The following is a 14,217-nucleotide window of genomic DNA, read 5'->3' as shown; positions in this document are numbered from 1 at the left end:
TGAAACAAGGCGCATGACCACTGGCAAACGACTCGCCATCCAGACCCTGCTGTGGGCCGCTTACGTGGCCATCTCGCTGGCCATGGTGGCTAGCTTCCAGCGGGTCAGCGGCTCGCTGGTCTTCGTGATGGCCTGCGTCGGCGCCGGCCTGTTCGCCGCCAGTGAGGGCCTGCGCGCGCTGGTGCTGCGCCGCGGCTGGCTGGACGGCTCCCCGCGTGCGCTGCTGCTGCGCCTGGTCGTGCTGCCGCCGCTGGCCGCGTTCGCCGTGCAGTGCCTGCTGTTCTTCATCAACTGGGCGGGGCTGTCGCTGGGGCTGCTGTCGTTCCCTTCCGGCGTGCCGCGCGGCTGGGCGGTGCTGCTGGGCTACACGCTGAACTGCAGCATCCTGCTGTGGCTGTGGATGGCCGTGTGGGTGGGCCTGCAGATGCTGCAGCGCTGGCGCCGCGGCGAGATCGCCAAGTGGCAGGCCGAGGCGGCGGCCCGCGCACTGGAGCTGCAGGTGCTGCGCGCGCAGATCAATCCGCATTTCCTGTTCAACGCGCTGAACAACCTGCGCGCGCTGATCAACGAAGACCCGGCGCGCGCCCGCGAGATGCTCAGCCGCCTGTCCAACACGCTGCGCCACACGCTGCAGCACAGCGCGAAAGAGCGCGTGCCGCTGGCCGACGAGTTGGCCGTCGTGCGCGACTACATCGCGCTGGAGCAGCTGCATCACGAGGAACGGCTGCGCGTGGACTGGCAGGTGGACCCCGCCACCGCCGACGCCAGCGTACCGCCCATGCTGCTGCAGCTGCTGGTGGAGAACGCGATCAAGCACGGTGTCGCGCGCACCGCGGGCGGCGGCGTGGTGGACATCGCGATCACGCGCGCTGGCGAGCGGCTGCGCATCGAGGTCGGCAACCCCGGGCAGTGGGCGCCGGGCGCATCCGACAGCACCGGCCTGGGCCTGGCCAACCTGCGCGAGCGCCTGGCCCGCGCCGGCGGCGATGGCGCGCAGTGCGTGGTGGATGCGGCGAACGGCCGCGTGAAGGTGACTGTGGAGATGGTGGCATGAGGATCTTCATCGTCGAGGACTCGCGCCTCGCCCGCCAGGAGCTGCGCACGCTGCTGGCTGCCATTCCCGATGCCGACATCGTCGGCGAGGCCGCCGAGCTGCTGCCCGCGCGCGAAGCCATCGACAGCCTGCAGCCGGCCTTGCTGCTGCTGGACGTGGAGCTGCCCGGCGCCACGGGCTTCGAGCTGCTGGACCAGCTGGAGCATGTGCCGCTGGTCGTGTTCACGACCGCCTACGACCAGCACGCGCTGGCCGCGTTCGAGCGCAACGCGCTGGACTACCTGCTCAAGCCCATCGACCCGGCGCGGCTGGAGGCGGCGCTGGCCAAGGCGCGCGAGCGGCTGCGCCCGGCGCCGCAGGCCGGGGCAATGGCCGGCGCGCTCAAGGGCGCCGACGACATGGTGTTCCTGCGCGATGGCGAGCGCTGCTGGTTCGTGCGCCTGGGCGACGTGTCGGGCTTCGAGAGCTGCGGCAACTACGCGCAGGCCTGGTTCGACGGCCAGCGCCCGCTCATCAACCGCACGCTCACCAGCCTGGAGGAGAAGCTGGATCCGCAGCTCTTCTTCCGCGCCAGCCGCAGCCACCTCATCAACCTGCGCTGGATCCAGGGCATCCAGCCCTGGAGTAACGACGGCTACCGTGTGACGCTGCGCGACGGCCACCAGGTCGAGGTGTCGCGCCGCCAGGCCAAGCTGCTGCGCGAGAAGCTGGAGCTCTGATCGCGGGTCGGTGCAGCCTGTCCCAGGCAATCTGCAGATCGTCGCCCCGCAAGCGACTGGCGCCGCGGCAGCAGCGACCATGCGCGGGTCTCAACACCTTCCCCGAGAACTCGAATGAACCGTTTCGTCACCTTCACCGCCGCCCTCGCCGCCGCATCCCTGCTCAGCGCCTGCGTGTTCGCGCCGCCGTCCAACTACCGCACCGACGCGGCCGACGTGGCCAAGATGGGTGAGCAAGCCATCGCGACCTGCGGCGCCGGCAACGTCAAGGAAGTCAACGCGAAGAGCTTCACCTGCAAGTGAACCCCAGACCCGGCAGTTGACCGCCTGCTACTCAGCCCTCAGCGAAGTCTGGGTGCATCAGCACCTGCTGGCGGCGCCACGTTCACCACTTCGGTGATCAACGCTGCGCACCCGCTGGTCTGGCGCTTCAGGCCTTCAGGTACTCGGCCTTCGTGCCCAGCCACCGCCGCACCTGCGCCGCCGCGGCGGCCGGGTGGCGGTCCAACAGTTCGGGGGCCAGCTTGCGTGCGGCGACCAGCAGCGGCGCGTCTTCCTGCAGGTCCGCAAACCGCAGCAGCTCCGCACCGCTCTGGCGCGAGCCCATGAACTCGCCGGGCCCGCGGATGTCCAGGTCGCGGCGCGCGATCTCGAAGCCGTCCGTCGTCTCGGCCATCGCCTTGAGCCGTGCCTTGCCGGTGTCGGACAGCGGCGGGCTGTAGATCAGCACGCACACACTCGCCTTCGCGCCGCGCCCCACACGCCCGCGCAACTGGTGCAGCTGCGCCAGGCCGAAGCGCTCGGCGTGTTCGATGACCATCAGGCTGGCGTTGGGCACGTCCACGCCCACCTCGATGACCGTGGTGGCCACCAGCACGCTCGTCTGCCCGCCGGAGAACTGCGCCATCACGGCCGCCTTGTCGCCCGGCGACATGCGGCCGTGCAGCAGGCCGACGGACGTGCCGGCCAGCACGGCGCTCAGCTCCGCGTGCGTCTCGGTGGCGTTGCGCAGGTCCACGGCTTCCGACTCTTCCACCAGCGGGCACACCCAGTAGACCTGCGCGCCGTCCGCCACCGCCATGCGGATCTTGTCGACCACGTCGTGCCGCTTGGCGTCGGTGAACACCTTGGTGACGATGGGGCTGCGGCCGGGCGGCAGCTCGTCGATGGTGGAGACGTCCAGGTCGGCGAAGTAGCTCATCGCCAAGGTCCGCGGGATGGGCGTCGCGCTCATCATCAGCAGATGGGGTTCCAAATCCATCCCCTTGAGCTTGTTCCTGAGCGCCAGCCGCTGCGCCACGCCGAAGCGGTGCTGCTCGTCGATGATCGCCAGGCCCAGCTTGGCGAACTTCACCTTGTCCTCGATGACCGCATGCGTGCCGATGACGAGCTGCGCCTCGCCCGACGCGGCCGCGTCCAGCATCTTCTGCCGCGCCTTGCCCTTCACGCTGCCCGTGATCCACGCGACCTTCAGGCCCAGCGGCGCCAGCCAGTCGATGAGCTTGCGGAAATGCTGCTCGGCCAGGATCTCGGTGGGCGCCATCAGCGCGCACTGCCAGCCGGCGTCGATGGCCACCGCCGCCGCGAGCGCGGCCACCACCGTCTTGCCCGAGCCCACGTCGCCCTGCAGCAGGCGGTGCATGGGCTGTGGCCGGGCCAGGTCTTGCGCGATCTCCTCGGCCACACGCTGCTGGGCGGCCGTCAGCTGGAAGGGCAGCGCCGCCAGCAACTGCTCGTGCAGGCCGCCCGGCCGGGCGCGCAGCGCCGGCGCCACCAGCAGCGCACGCTCCCGCTGGGCCTGGAGCTGCGACAGTTGCTGAGCCAGCAGCTCCTCGAACTTGAGCCGGTGCCAGGCCGGATGGTGGTACTCGTGCAGGGCGTCCTGCGACGCATCCGGCGGCGGGTGGTGCAGGTACTGCAGCGCTTCCTTCAGGCTGGGCAACCCGGGCGGCACGACGCCGGCCGGCAGCAGCTCGCGCAGGTCCGCCCGCGCCAGCCCCGAGGCCACCGCCTTGCGCAGATAGGCCTGCGGCAGCTGCGCCGAGGCCGGGTAGACGGGCGTGAGCTCTTTGGCCAGCGGCGTGTCCTCGTCCACCACCTTGACGACCGGGTGCACCATCTCGCGGCCGAAGAAGCCGATGCGCGCCTCGCCGCGGATGCGCAGCCGCGTGCCGGCCGCCATCTGCTTCTGCTGCGACGGGTAGAAGTGCAGGAAGCGCAGGAGCAAGCTGCCCGAGTCGTCCTTCACCCGCACCAGGAGTTGGCGGCGGCTGCGCAGCTCCACCTGGCAGTCCACGACGACGCCCTCCACCTGCGCCGGCTCGTTGTCGCGCAGCGCGGCGATGGGCGTGATGCGCGTCTCGTCCTCGTAGCGCATCGGCAGGTGCAGGGCCAGGTCGATGTCGCGCACCAGGCCGAGCTTTTCCATCGCCTTCTGCGGCGCGGATTTCGGCTTGTCCTGGGTTGACGACGGCGCGGTCATGGCCGGCATTCTGGCGGCATGGAATAGTTCGCGGCCCCCGCGTGTTCACCGTCATGTCCCTTCCTCTTTCTCGTGAGACCCGACATGAATCACCGCTCCTTCGCCGCCACCGCCGCGCTGCTGCTCGTCACCGCCTGTGCATCGACCCCGCCGGCGCCGGCCAACGCGGCCGACGGCGTGCTCGTGGGCGCCAACGGCATGACGCTCTACACCTTCGACAAGGACGCCGCGGGCAGCGGCAAGAGCAGCTGCAACGGCGGCTGCGCCACCAACTGGCCGCCGCTGGCGGCGGCCGCGGGCGCTGCCGCGAGCGGTGACTGGAGCGTCATCGCCCGGGATGACGGCACCCGCCAATGGGCCTTCAAGGGCAAGCCGCTGTACTTCTGGGCCAAGGACCAGAAACCCGGCGACCGCACCGGCGACGGTTTCAACAAGGTCTGGCAACTGGCGCGTCCCTGAGGACGACCTTACGCCATGGCCGTCGAACAGCTGCTCGCCCACATCCCGGCCTTGCGCCGGTATGCCCGGCTGCTGACCGGCGACGCCACGCGGGCGGACGACCTCGTGCAGGACACGCTGGAACGGGCCTGCCGCAAATGGAGCCTGTGGCGGTCCGGCACCGCGCTGCGGCCCTGGCTGCTGTCCATCATGCACAACCTGCACCTCAACCAGCTGCGCGACTGGCGCCTGGACGACGGCCATGCGGTGCTGGATGACCTGCCCGAACAGGCCGACCCGGCCGCGCCGGCCGGCGAGCGGCTGGACCTGGAACGCGCGCTGGCCGCGCTGGGGCCGGGCCAGCGCGCGGTGATGCTGCTGGTCGTCGTCGAGGAGTACACCTATGCCGAGGCTGCCGAGATCCTGGACGTGCCCATCGGCACCGTCATGTCGCGGCTGCACCGCGGGCGCGAGCAGCTGCGCCGGCACCTGGCGCCGGTGGCCCCCGCCGGCCGGAGCCCGCATCCTGAACCTGGCGCGGATGAAGCGATGAGTTCTCCCACCCCCCCACCCCACCCATCCCCCGCCGCCGAGGCCTCGCTGCCCGCGGACGAGGCGCGGCTGCACGCCTTCGTCGACGGCCAGTTGCCGCCCGACGAGCGCGTGGCGGTGTTCGAGCGGCTGCGCAGCGACCCCGCCGCCGCCGCACGCGTGGCCGACTGGCAGGCGCAGCGCCAGGCGCTGCGCACCCTGGCCCGTGACTGGCCGCTGGACGAGACGCCGCCCGACCTCGGCGGCATCGTGCTGCGGGCCGCCGCCGCCCGCCGCTGGCGCTCGTACCTGCCCCAGGCGCTGGCGGCCGGCCTGCTGCTCACGCTGGGCCTGGCCGGCGGCTACCAATGGGGGCGCCACGATGCCGGGGCGTTCGCCTGGCCGGCCGCTTCACTGGCCGGCCGCGCCGCCGGCGTGCCCGAGTTCGCCCGCGAGGCCGGCGTGGCCTTCGCCGTCTACAGCGCCGAGAAGCGCCATCCGGTGGAGGTGACGGCCGCCGAGCAGGCGCATCTCGTGCAATGGCTGAGCAAGCGCCTTGGACGGCCGCTCAAGGTGCCGGTGCTGACCGACCGCGGCTACGCCCTGCTCGGCGGCCGGCTCCTTCCTGGGGACACCGGCGACGCCAGCCAGTCTGGCAGCCCGCGTGCCCAGTTCATGTACGAGAACGCCGAAGGCGACCGGCTGACGCTGTTCGTCGCCGTGTTTGCGCCCGGGGCGACGCCCGCGGGGGCGGCGTTCCGCGTGTTGCAGCAGGACGGCCGCACGACGCTCTACTGGGCGGACGGCGACTTCGGCTACGCCCTCAGCGCCCAACCGCACACCGAGCTGCAGCCGCTGGCGCAGCGGGTGCACAGCCAGCTCACCGGTTGAGCTTCAGCGGAAATAGCGCTGCTTCAGACGGTCGTAGCGCCCGTCGCGCCGCAGTGCATCCAGCGCCGCCTGCAGCCGGCGCACCAGGGCCGGGTCGGCGTCGGGGCGCAGGCCGTAGAAATAGCTGCGTGCCACGTCCTGCTCCATGACCGGCTGCAGCGTGCTGTAGGGCAGCTGCAGCTGGCGCAGGTTCCAGGCGGCTGCCCAGTCCAGCAGGGCGATGTATTCCATGCGTCCGGCGAGCAGCTTGCGCACGTTGGTGGCGTCGTCCAGGCCGTGCTCCAGCTCCTTGCCCGGCCGCAGGCCCGAGGCCTGCAGCTGGCGGTCGGCCGCGGAATCACGCACGACGCCGATGCGGGCCGCGCCCAGGTCCGTCAGCTGCGTCAGCGTGAGGTCCGTGCGGCCGGCCAGCTTGTAGAGCAGGATGCGCCGCTGCGCGATCGGCCCCACCCACTGGTACTGTGCCTCGCGCTCGGGCGTGCGCGTCAGCGAGAACAGCACGCTGCGGGGCGTGGCCTCGGCCACCTGCATGGCCCGCTGCCAGGGCAGGACCTGCAGCTCCAGCCTCAGGCCGGCGCCGGCAGCCATCTGCCGCAGCAGCTCGACGCTGAAGCCCTGGGGGCCGCCATGCTCCTGGTAGTTCAGCGGCGGCAGGTTTTCGGTGATGCCCAGCAGCACCATGTCCTCGGCCGCGGCGACCGGAAGTCGCGCACCGAGGAGGACGGGCAGGGCAAGGCAGGAACGGCGCTTCAAGGTGGCAAGGTCTGGGTCCGGGCGAGTCTAGGGGGCCCAGATGACAAACCTTTGCAACAGGGGGCCGCGGGTGTGCGAAAACCCGCGTCCGACGCCTGCCCGGCAGAGGGCACCGCGCAGCCCGGCACCCAGCTTGGGGGCGATGGGAGAATCGTGCGCTCCCTTTGGCACGGGTCTGTCCGGCCCTCAAGCGCATCCATGAGCCCCTCCCTCCCTTCGGCCCACACCGTCGCCGACTTCGATTTCGACCTCCCGCCCGAGTTGGTCGCCCAGCACCCGGCCGCCGAGCGCAGTGGCTCGCGCCTGCTTGATGCCAGCGCCACCGGCATGACGGATCGCGTATTCCGCGAACTGCCAAACCTGCTGGATGCCGGCGACCTGCTGGTGTTCAACAACACCCGCGTCATCAAGGCACGGCTGTACGGCGTCAAGGCCACCGGCGGCTCGGTGGAAGCGCTGGTCGAGCGCGTGCTGCCCGGCACGCAGGAGGTGTGGATGCACCTGCGCGCCAGCAAGAGCCCCAAGCCGGGCAGCCGCGTTCGCTTTGCGGACAGCTTCGACGCCGAGGTGCTGGGCCGCTGCGGGCCGGACAACGGCCTGTTCCACCTGCGCTTCGCCGGCGACCCGTTCGCGCTGCTGGAGGCGCACGGCCATGTGCCGCTGCCGCCCTACATCGCGCACGCCGACGATGCGGACGACGTGCGCCGCTACCAGACCGTGTTCGCCGCCGAGCCCGGCGCCGTGGCCGCGCCGACCGCGGCGCTGCACTTCGACGAGGCCGTGCTCGCCGCGCTGGCCGAGCGCGGCGTGGGCACGGCCGAGGTGACGCTGCACGTGGGCGCCGGCACCTTCCAGCCGGTGCGCGTGGACCGCATCGCCGACCACAAGATGCACAGCGAGTGGTGCCAGGTGTCGCCCGAGACGGCGGCGCGCATCGCCGAGACCAAGGCCGCCGGTGGCCGCGTGCTGGCCGTGGGTACGACGACGCTGCGCACGCTGGAATCCGCGGCCGTCGCGGCCCGCCAGGCGGGCCTGGCGGAGCTGCTTCAGACGGGGTCTAGAGAGACGGACATCTTCATCACGCCGGGCTTCCAGTTCCAGGTCGTGGACCGGTTGCTGACCAACTTCCACCTGCCGCGCAGCACGCTGATGATGCTGGTCAGTGCCTTCGCGGGCTACGAGCGCATCCGTGAGCTCTACGCCCACGCGATCGCGCACCGCTACCGCTTCTTCAGCTATGGCGACGCGATGCTGCTTTCGCGGCTCCATGCCACCCGGCCCTGAGCGGCTTCGTCGATGGCGGCGATGAAGGCGGCCCGCGCCGTGACGGGCAATGAGAAGCGCATGCTGACGCGCGCCTGGTGCGTGACATCGACCAGCTGCGCGCCCTGCTGCTCGGCCAGCCGGCGCAGGCGGCCTTCCAGCTCGTAGGGCAGCTCGCAGCCCAGCGCCACCAGCGCCACGCGTTCGACCTTCTCGGCCGTCAGCAAGGCCTGGGCGATGCAGTCGGTGTAGGCCCGCACCAGGCCACCGGCGCCGAGCTTGACGCCACCCCAGTAGCGCACGGCCGTCGCCAGCACGCCGTCCAGCCCCTGGTGGCGCAGCACCTCCAGCATGGGGCGGCCGGCGGTGCCGCCCGGTTCGCCATCGTCGTTGGCCGCCGAGTGACCGCCTGCCAGCAGCGCCCAGCAGACATGCGCGGCGCCGGGGTGTTCGGCGCGCAGCGCCGCCACGCGGGCCAGCGCGGCCGCGCGGTCGGCGCAGGGCTCCACGCAGCCGAGGAAACGGCTCTTCTTGACGATCAATTCATGCTGCACGGTCGCAGCCAGGGTCAGCGGCATGGCGGGATTGTCCGGCGGCCCCGCGCGGCGACGGCCATCAGGCGTTGCGGCAGCTGATCCCGCCGGCCGCGCAGTCCGTCGGTGGGGCCGCGACGGCGCGCCGGGCGGGCCGGAAGATCCGCGCCGCATCGCAACGCCGTCGAGAGGTCGCCTTGTCCAACGTCATCGCACGCCCACCCGCCCTGGCCGCCGCAGGCCTGTGGTTCCTCGTGGCCGCCACCGGGCTGGCCATCTTTGCGAGCTACATCGCGGTGTCCTACGGCGTCGCGGCGCTGGGCGGGCGGCCCGGCCAGTCCCAATGGGTGGCCGGCGACGGGCTGGGCAACGCGATGCTGAGCGTGCATCTGCTGCTCGCGCTGCTGATGACGGCCGGTGGCGTGCTCCAGTTGGTCCCGGCGTTGCGTCGGCGCCTGCCGGCCCTGCATCGCGGCGTGGGTCGCGTCTTCATGACGGGGGCGCTGCTGGGCAGCCTCAGCGGCCTGTATCTGCTGTGGGTGCGTGGCACCGTCGGCGATCTGGGCCAGCACCTCGGCATGACGCTGAATGCCATCCTCATCGTCACCTTCGCGCTGTTGGCCTGGCGGGCTGCGCGGGCGCGCGACTTCGCGACGCATCGGCGCTGGGCACTGCGCCTGTTCCTCGCGGCCAACGGCGTCTGGTTCTTCCGGGTGGGCCTGATGCTGTGGCTGATGGTCTTGCGTCAGCCGGTGGGTTTCGACCCCAAGAGCTTCACGGGGCCGTTCCTGACGACGCTGGCCTTCGCGCAGTTCCTGCTGCCGCTGGCCGTGCTGGAGATCTATCTGCGCTCGCGCGGCTGGGCGGTGGCGGCCTTGCTGGGCATCGCCAGCCTGGCAACGGCGGGCGGGGTTCTCGGCGCGACGATGGGCATGTGGCTGCCGCGCTTCTGAGCCCGGCTGCGACAATCCGCGCCCCATGCTGAAGTTCGACCTCCTCACCACCGAAGGCCGCGCCCGCCGCGGCACGCTCACGCTCAACCATGGCGTCGTGCAGACGCCCATCTTCATGCCCGTGGGCACCTACGGCACCGTCAAGGGCGTCACGCCGCGGTCGCTGAACGAGATGGGCGCGCAGATCATCCTGGGCAACACCTTCCACCTGTGGATGCGCCCGGGCCTGGACGTGGTGACGCAGTTCGGCGGGCTGCACCGCTTCGAGAGCTGGAGCAAGCCCATCCTGACCGACTCGGGCGGCTTCCAGGTCTGGAGCCTGGGGGCCATGCGCAAGATCAGCGAGGAAGGCGTCAAGTTCGCGTCGCCCGTCAATGGCGACAAGCTCTTCCTGACCCCCGAGGTCAGCATGCAGATCCAGACGACGCTCAACAGCGACATCGTCATGCAGTTCGACGAGTGCACACCCTACGAAAGCAAGGGCGTGCTGACGACCGAGCGCGAGGCCAAGTCGTCGATGGCGCTGAGCCTGCGCTGGGCCAAGCGCTGCATCACCGAGTTCGACCGGCTGGAGAACCCCAACGCGCTGTTCGGCATCGTGCAAGGCGGCATGTTCACCCACCTGCGCGACGCGTCGCTGGCGGGCCTGGCCGAGCTGGACCTGCCGGGCTACGCCATCGGCGGCCTGTCGGTGGGCGAGCCCAAGGCCGAGATGCAGCGCATCCTGGACCATATCGGCCACCAGCTGCCGGCCCACAAGCCGCGCTACCTGATGGGCGTGGGCACGCCGGAAGACCTGGTGGAAGGCGTGAGCCAGGGCATCGACATGTTCGACTGCGTCATGCCCACCCGCAATGCGCGCAACGGCCACCTGTTCACGCGCTTCGGCGACCTGCGGGTGCGCAATGCGCGCTACAAGTCCGACGAAACGCCGGTGGACGCGACCTGCACCTGCGAATGCTGCACTGGCTTCAGCCGCGCCTACCTGCACCACCTGGACCGCTGCGGCGAGATGCTGGGCCCCATGCTGACCAGCGTGCACAACCTGCACTACTACCTCAACCTGATGCAGGAGATGCGCGACGCGCTGGACGCCGGGCGCTTCGAGGCCTGGCGCGCACAGTTCCACACGGACCGGGCGCGCGGGGTCTGACCTCTTGGTGAACGACTGAGCGGCCTCAAGATAGCGGCATGCTGAAAGCCTTGTTCTCGGCGCTGCGCTGGACCTTCCGGGTCCTGTTGGCCGTCCTCATCCTGTTCGAGGAATGGGGCTGGGAGCCGCTGCGGCGCGCCTTCGCGCTGTTCGCGCGGCTGCCGGTCATCCGGCAGTTCGAGGCGGCTCTGAAGCGCCTGCCGCCGCGTTGGGCCTTCGTCGTGCTGGTGCTGCCCAGCCTGCTGATCCTGCCGGTCAAGCTGGCGGCCGTCTGGTTCGTCGCCAAGGGCCATGTCGTGTTCGGCGTGGGCGTCATCGTCGCGGCCAAGCTGCTGGGCACGGCGCTGCTGGCCTGGCTGTTCCAGCTGATCCAGCCGGCGCTGATGCAGCTGCCCTGGTTCGCGCGCCTGTACCTGCGCTGGACGGCGTGGAAGGCCGAGCTGTTGGCCTGGGTCCGCGCCAGCAGCGTGTGGCGCACGGCGCGGGCGATCAAGCTGCGGTTGAAGCGGCTGTTTCGAGCAGGGCGGCCACGCGAGAACGAAGCAGGTCGGGACTGACTTCGGCAGCCCGGATCGGTGCATCCACCGCCAGGCTCACCCGGCTCCAGAAGCCGCGCCGCAGCGGCTTCACCATCGCCTGCCCGCCCTCCACGCGCGAGAAGTAGCTGCCCCACAGATTGCCCAGGGCCATCGGGATGACCGGCACCTCGGGCATGCCCTCGATGAGCTTCATGACGCCGCCCTTGAACGGCTGCAGCGTGCCGTCGCGCGTGATGCCGCCTTCCGGAAAGAGGCAGACCAGCTCGCTATCGGCCAGCACCGCGCGGGCGGCGGTGAAGGCGGCCTCATACGTGGCCGGGTCGGTCTTCTGCGGTGCGACGGGGATGGCCTTGGCGAGCCTGAACATCCAGCCCAGCACGGGGATGCGAAAGATCTGCGCGTCCATCAGGAAGCGGATCGGCCGCGGGCTGGCGGCCATCAGCAGCACGGCGTCGACGAAGCTGACGTGGTTGCAGACCAGCACGGCGGCGCCGGACGTCGGGATGCGCTCGTCATGGGCGATGCGAAAGCGATAGACCAGGCGCGTCAGCACGAAGGCGACGAAGCGCAGCAGATACTCCGGCACGATGAGGAAGATGTAGAGCGCCACCACGGCGTTGGCGATGCCCACGACCAGGAAGATCTGCGGGATAGTCAGGCCCGCGCTCAGCAGCGCGCCGGCGATGACGGAACTGGCGATCATGAACACCGCATTCAGGATGTTGTTGGCCGCGATGATGCGGGCGCGGTGTGTGGGCTGCGCGCGCAGCTGGATCAGCGCGTACATCGGCACGCTGTACAGGCCGGCGAACAGCGCCAGCGCGCCCAAGTCCGCCAGCACGCGCCAATGGGCATGCACAGCCAGGAAGGCGCCGACGCTGTAGGGCTCGCTGGCCGGCAGGCCGGTCGCCGCGAAGTACAGGTCGATGGCGAACACGCTCATGCCGATGGCGCCCAGCGGCACCAGGCCGATCTCGACCTGGCGCTTGGACAGCATTTCGCACAGCAGCGAGCCGATGCCGATGCCGATGGAGAACACGGCCAGCAACAGCGACGCGACCTGCGGGCTGCCGTGCAGCACTTCCTTGGCGAACGCGGGGAAGTTGCTCAGGAACACGGCGCCGAAGAACCACATCCAAGAGATGCCCAGCAGCGAGCGGAACACCGCCAGGCCTTCGTGCGCGAGCTTGAGGTTGCGCCAGGTCTCGGTAAAGGGGTTCCAGTTGATGACCAGGTTCGGGTCGGTCGACGGGCTGGGCGGTATCGCCTGCGCCGTCACGCGGCCCAGCACCGCCAGCGCCAGGCAGGCCCACGCCACGTGCTGCGGGCCGACCGCGGGCGTGTCCACCAGCACGCCGCCGGCCAGCTGGCCCAGCAGGATGGCGACGAACGTGCCCATCTCCACCATGCCGTTGCCGCCGGTCAGCTCGCGCTCGCTGAGCTGCTGCGGCAGGTAGGCGTACTTGACCGGGCCAAACAGCGTGGAGTGCAGGCCCATCAGGAACACGCAGGCGAGCAGCGACTGCACGTTGGCGGCATAGAAGCCCCAGCCGGCGACGGCCATGATGGCGATCTCCAGGCTCTTCACGAGCTGCATCAGCCGCGCCTTGTCGTGCTTGTCGGCGAGCTGGCCGCTGGTGGCCGAGAACAGCACATAGGGCAGGATGAACAGCGCGCCGATGACCAGGCCCGCGTGGCTGGGCGGCAGCCAGTCCAGCTGCAGCTGGTAGGTGATCATCAGCGTGAACGCGAACTTGAAGACGTTGTCGTTGGCGGCGCCGAGGAACTGCGTCCAGAAGAAGGGCGCGAAGCGGCGTTGCTTCAGCAGCGCGAACTGGTTCGGATGCGGGTCGTGGCTCATGGTGGGACGGGGGCGGTGGTGAGTTGGGACCGGTGCGCGGCTGCCAAGCCCCGGCATGATCGTCGAAAGCGATGCCGGCTCTGCGTGAGCGTGTCAGCTGCTGCTGGTGGCGATCTGCTGCCTCAGCCTGGACGGCCTAGGCGTCATCGAACTGCGCCCGCACAACCGCTACAAGTTCAGGGGCGCCAAGACGCTGCGCTGGCGGCCGCAGGGGCCGGTGATGACGTTCTTCCGCGAGCGCGTCATGGCCGACTTCTTCGCTGACGGGCTCGACGGCGAGGGCGAGTTCGGCGCCGGCCATGCGCGCGTCACCAGAACTCCCAGCGCCCCGTCCAGATGACCCACACGCCCAGCATGGCGTTGGTCACCGCGTGCGCGATGACGGCCGTCCACAGCTTGCCGCTCCAGCGGTAGAGCAGCGCGTAGGCCAGGCCCGCCACGATGGCGGCGAGCCACAGCGTGTGGGCCAGCGTGAAGACGAAGGTGGACAGCGCGATGGCCTTGATGCCCACGTGCTGCGGGTCCACGCGCTCGAAGCCGGGGTGCTCGACCCAGCGCATCAGGAAACTACGCCAGAACAGTTCCTCCATGACCGGCACGACGAGCGCCGCGCCGGTCAGGCGCAGCGCGATCAGCGTCCAGACAGGCTGGCCTTCGGCGTCGAGCGGCACGAAGCTCGCGGTGGCCTCGCCGAGCTGCATCCACGGCGCGTCCAGGTTCACCCACAGCGCGAAGACAACGATGCCGACGACGACAGACCACCCGGCCTCGCGCGCATCGGGCAGGTTCTGCCGCGCCAGCTCGCCGTAGCTGCGCCAGAAGCAGGCCAGCAACGCCGCGACGATGACGGCCTGGCCGCCGTAGATCCAGCGCGCATCCAGGCCGAGGTCGGCCGGCAGGTAGCCGCGCAGCGCCAGCAGCGCCATGAAGACGAAGAAGGGCACGCAGCGCGCGAGGGCGGCCGGGCTGAGCAGGGAGAGGGAGTTCGCGTTGGACATGGCGCCCGGCAGCTTAGCCGCAAAGCGACCACCGACCGAGGCGTCAGCG

The 14,217-nt window shown here is 70.5% G+C and carries 15 protein-coding genes; 10 read left to right on the top strand and 5 right to left on the bottom strand.

Annotation, left to right across the window (positions count from 1 at the left end; genetic code table 11):
- The first annotated feature begins 13 nt into the window (after positions 1 to 13).
- The 3 genes from ACO07H_RS02475 (at position 14) to ACO07H_RS02465 (ending at position 2,076) form a co-directional block, all read left to right on the top strand.
- Positions 14 to 1,054 carry a sensor histidine kinase gene (locus tag ACO07H_RS02475; RefSeq protein ID WP_422010764.1) on the top strand — a complete coding sequence of 347 codons (1,041 nt, stop codon included), beginning with the start codon at positions 14 to 16 and terminating at the stop codon, positions 1,052 to 1,054.
- On the top strand, positions 1,051 to 1,773 hold the full coding sequence (locus ACO07H_RS02470) for a LytR/AlgR family response regulator transcription factor (RefSeq protein WP_422010762.1): 723 nt from the start codon (positions 1,051 to 1,053) through the stop codon (positions 1,771 to 1,773). The genes ACO07H_RS02475 and ACO07H_RS02470 overlap by 4 nt, the downstream gene beginning before the upstream one ends.
- Positions 1,774 to 1,887: 114 nt before the next feature.
- Entirely contained in the window at positions 1,888 to 2,076 is a 189-nt protein-coding gene (locus ACO07H_RS02465) for a hypothetical protein (protein ID WP_422010760.1), read from the top strand.
- A gap of 127 nt (positions 2,077 to 2,203) precedes the next feature.
- Here the strand turns inward: ACO07H_RS02465 and recG are convergent, their stop codons facing one another.
- The gene (gene recG, locus ACO07H_RS02460) at positions 2,204 to 4,264 is read right to left on the bottom strand and encodes an ATP-dependent DNA helicase RecG (protein WP_422010758.1); all 2,061 of its coding nucleotides are present in this window, start codon (positions 4,262 to 4,264) and stop codon (positions 2,204 to 2,206) included.
- A gap of 75 nt (positions 4,265 to 4,339) precedes the next feature.
- Here recG and ACO07H_RS02455 point away from each other — a divergent pair, with 75 nt between their 5' ends.
- Both ACO07H_RS02455 and ACO07H_RS02450 read left to right on the top strand, forming a co-directional pair.
- Positions 4,340 to 4,714 carry a hypothetical protein gene (locus tag ACO07H_RS02455; RefSeq protein ID WP_422010756.1) on the top strand — a complete coding sequence of 125 codons (375 nt, stop codon included), beginning with the start codon at positions 4,340 to 4,342 and terminating at the stop codon, positions 4,712 to 4,714.
- 15 nt (positions 4,715 to 4,729) lie between these two features.
- Entirely contained in the window at positions 4,730 to 6,115 is a 1,386-nt protein-coding gene (locus ACO07H_RS02450) for a sigma-70 family RNA polymerase sigma factor (RefSeq protein ID WP_422010754.1), read from the top strand.
- A gap of 3 nt (positions 6,116 to 6,118) precedes the next feature.
- Here ACO07H_RS02450 and ACO07H_RS02445 read toward each other — a convergent pair whose 3' ends face one another.
- On the bottom strand, positions 6,119 to 6,868 hold the full coding sequence (locus ACO07H_RS02445; protein ID WP_422010752.1) for a substrate-binding periplasmic protein: 750 nt from the start codon (positions 6,866 to 6,868) through the stop codon (positions 6,119 to 6,121).
- 198 nt (positions 6,869 to 7,066) lie between these two features.
- On the opposite strand from ACO07H_RS02445, the gene queA reads away from it, so the two are divergent.
- Positions 7,067 to 8,152 (top strand): tRNA preQ1(34) S-adenosylmethionine ribosyltransferase-isomerase QueA, encoded by a 1,086-nt coding sequence (queA, locus tag ACO07H_RS02440; protein ID WP_422010750.1) that lies wholly within the window; start codon positions 7,067 to 7,069, stop codon positions 8,150 to 8,152.
- On the opposite strand, the gene ACO07H_RS02435 is transcribed toward queA, so the two are convergent.
- A complete protein-coding gene (locus ACO07H_RS02435; RefSeq protein WP_422010748.1) occupies positions 8,104 to 8,709 on the bottom strand; it encodes an IMPACT family protein in 606 nt (201 codons plus the stop codon). The genes queA and ACO07H_RS02435 overlap by 49 nt on opposite strands.
- Positions 8,710 to 8,861: 152 nt before the next feature.
- Between ACO07H_RS02435 and ACO07H_RS02430 the strand changes: the two genes are divergently transcribed.
- Genes ACO07H_RS02430 through ACO07H_RS02420 form a run of 3 tightly spaced genes read left to right on the top strand, consistent with a single transcriptional unit; the run spans position 8,862 to position 11,327 of the window.
- Positions 8,862 to 9,617, top strand: coding sequence for a DUF2306 domain-containing protein (locus ACO07H_RS02430; protein WP_422010746.1), 756 nt, complete (start codon positions 8,862 to 8,864; stop codon positions 9,615 to 9,617).
- 25 nt (positions 9,618 to 9,642) lie between these two features.
- Positions 9,643 to 10,770: a tRNA guanosine(34) transglycosylase Tgt gene (gene tgt / locus ACO07H_RS02425; protein WP_422010744.1), complete on the top strand. Its 1,128-nt coding sequence runs from the start codon at positions 9,643 to 9,645 to the stop codon at positions 10,768 to 10,770.
- Between the two features lie 38 nt (positions 10,771 to 10,808).
- The gene (locus ACO07H_RS02420; protein ID WP_422010742.1) at positions 10,809 to 11,327 is read left to right on the top strand and encodes a hypothetical protein; all 519 of its coding nucleotides are present in this window, start codon (positions 10,809 to 10,811) and stop codon (positions 11,325 to 11,327) included.
- On the opposite strand, the gene ACO07H_RS02415 is transcribed toward ACO07H_RS02420, so the two are convergent.
- Positions 11,260 to 13,170, bottom strand: a complete 1,911-nt coding sequence (locus tag ACO07H_RS02415) for an MFS transporter (protein ID WP_422010740.1) — start codon at positions 13,168 to 13,170, stop codon at positions 11,260 to 11,262. The genes ACO07H_RS02420 and ACO07H_RS02415 overlap by 68 nt on opposite strands.
- A gap of 106 nt (positions 13,171 to 13,276) precedes the next feature.
- Here ACO07H_RS02415 and ACO07H_RS02410 point away from each other — a divergent pair, with 106 nt between their 5' ends.
- Positions 13,277 to 13,510, top strand: a complete 234-nt coding sequence (locus ACO07H_RS02410; RefSeq protein ID WP_422010738.1) for a hypothetical protein — start codon at positions 13,277 to 13,279, stop codon at positions 13,508 to 13,510.
- Here the strand turns inward: ACO07H_RS02410 and ACO07H_RS02405 are convergent.
- Entirely contained in the window at positions 13,479 to 14,168 is a 690-nt protein-coding gene (locus ACO07H_RS02405) for a CAAX prenyl protease-related protein (RefSeq protein WP_422010736.1), read from the bottom strand. The two genes, ACO07H_RS02410 and ACO07H_RS02405, sit on opposite strands and share 32 nt — an antisense overlap.
- Positions 14,169 to 14,217: the final 49 nt, after the last annotated feature.

The organism is Roseateles sp. (assembly GCF_965229315.1).
In the GTDB taxonomy this organism is placed as follows: Bacteria; Pseudomonadota; Gammaproteobacteria; order Burkholderiales; family Burkholderiaceae_C; genus Pelomonas.
The sequence above is the reverse complement of the archived record's forward strand: the minus strand, read 5'-3'. Positions and strand labels throughout refer to the sequence as shown.

What these genes read in the sequence shown, in the direction of transcription:
- ACO07H_RS02475 (WP_422010764.1), top strand. Translation starts at nt 14, where the DNA reads ATGACCACTGGCAAACGACTCGCCATCCAGACCCTGCTGTGGGCCGCT.
- ACO07H_RS02470 (WP_422010762.1), top strand. Translation starts at nt 1,051, where the DNA reads ATGAGGATCTTCATCGTCGAGGACTCGCGCCTCGCCCGCCAGGAGCTG.
- ACO07H_RS02465 (WP_422010760.1), top strand. Translation starts at nt 1,888, where the DNA reads ATGAACCGTTTCGTCACCTTCACCGCCGCCCTCGCCGCCGCATCCCTG.
- recG (WP_422010758.1), bottom strand. Translation starts at nt 4,264, where the DNA reads ATGCCGGCCATGACCGCGCCGTCGTCAACCCAGGACAAGCCGAAATCC.
- ACO07H_RS02455 (WP_422010756.1), top strand. Translation starts at nt 4,340, where the DNA reads ATGAATCACCGCTCCTTCGCCGCCACCGCCGCGCTGCTGCTCGTCACC.
- ACO07H_RS02450 (WP_422010754.1), top strand. Translation starts at nt 4,730, where the DNA reads ATGGCCGTCGAACAGCTGCTCGCCCACATCCCGGCCTTGCGCCGGTAT.
- queA (WP_422010750.1), top strand. Translation starts at nt 7,067, where the DNA reads ATGAGCCCCTCCCTCCCTTCGGCCCACACCGTCGCCGACTTCGATTTC.
- ACO07H_RS02435 (WP_422010748.1), bottom strand. Translation starts at nt 8,709, where the DNA reads ATGCCGCTGACCCTGGCTGCGACCGTGCAGCATGAATTGATCGTCAAG.
- tgt (WP_422010744.1), top strand. Translation starts at nt 9,643, where the DNA reads ATGCTGAAGTTCGACCTCCTCACCACCGAAGGCCGCGCCCGCCGCGGC.
- ACO07H_RS02420 (WP_422010742.1), top strand. Translation starts at nt 10,809, where the DNA reads ATGCTGAAAGCCTTGTTCTCGGCGCTGCGCTGGACCTTCCGGGTCCTG.
- ACO07H_RS02415 (WP_422010740.1), bottom strand. Translation starts at nt 13,170, where the DNA reads ATGAGCCACGACCCGCATCCGAACCAGTTCGCGCTGCTGAAGCAACGC.
- ACO07H_RS02405 (WP_422010736.1), bottom strand. Translation starts at nt 14,168, where the DNA reads ATGTCCAACGCGAACTCCCTCTCCCTGCTCAGCCCGGCCGCCCTCGCG.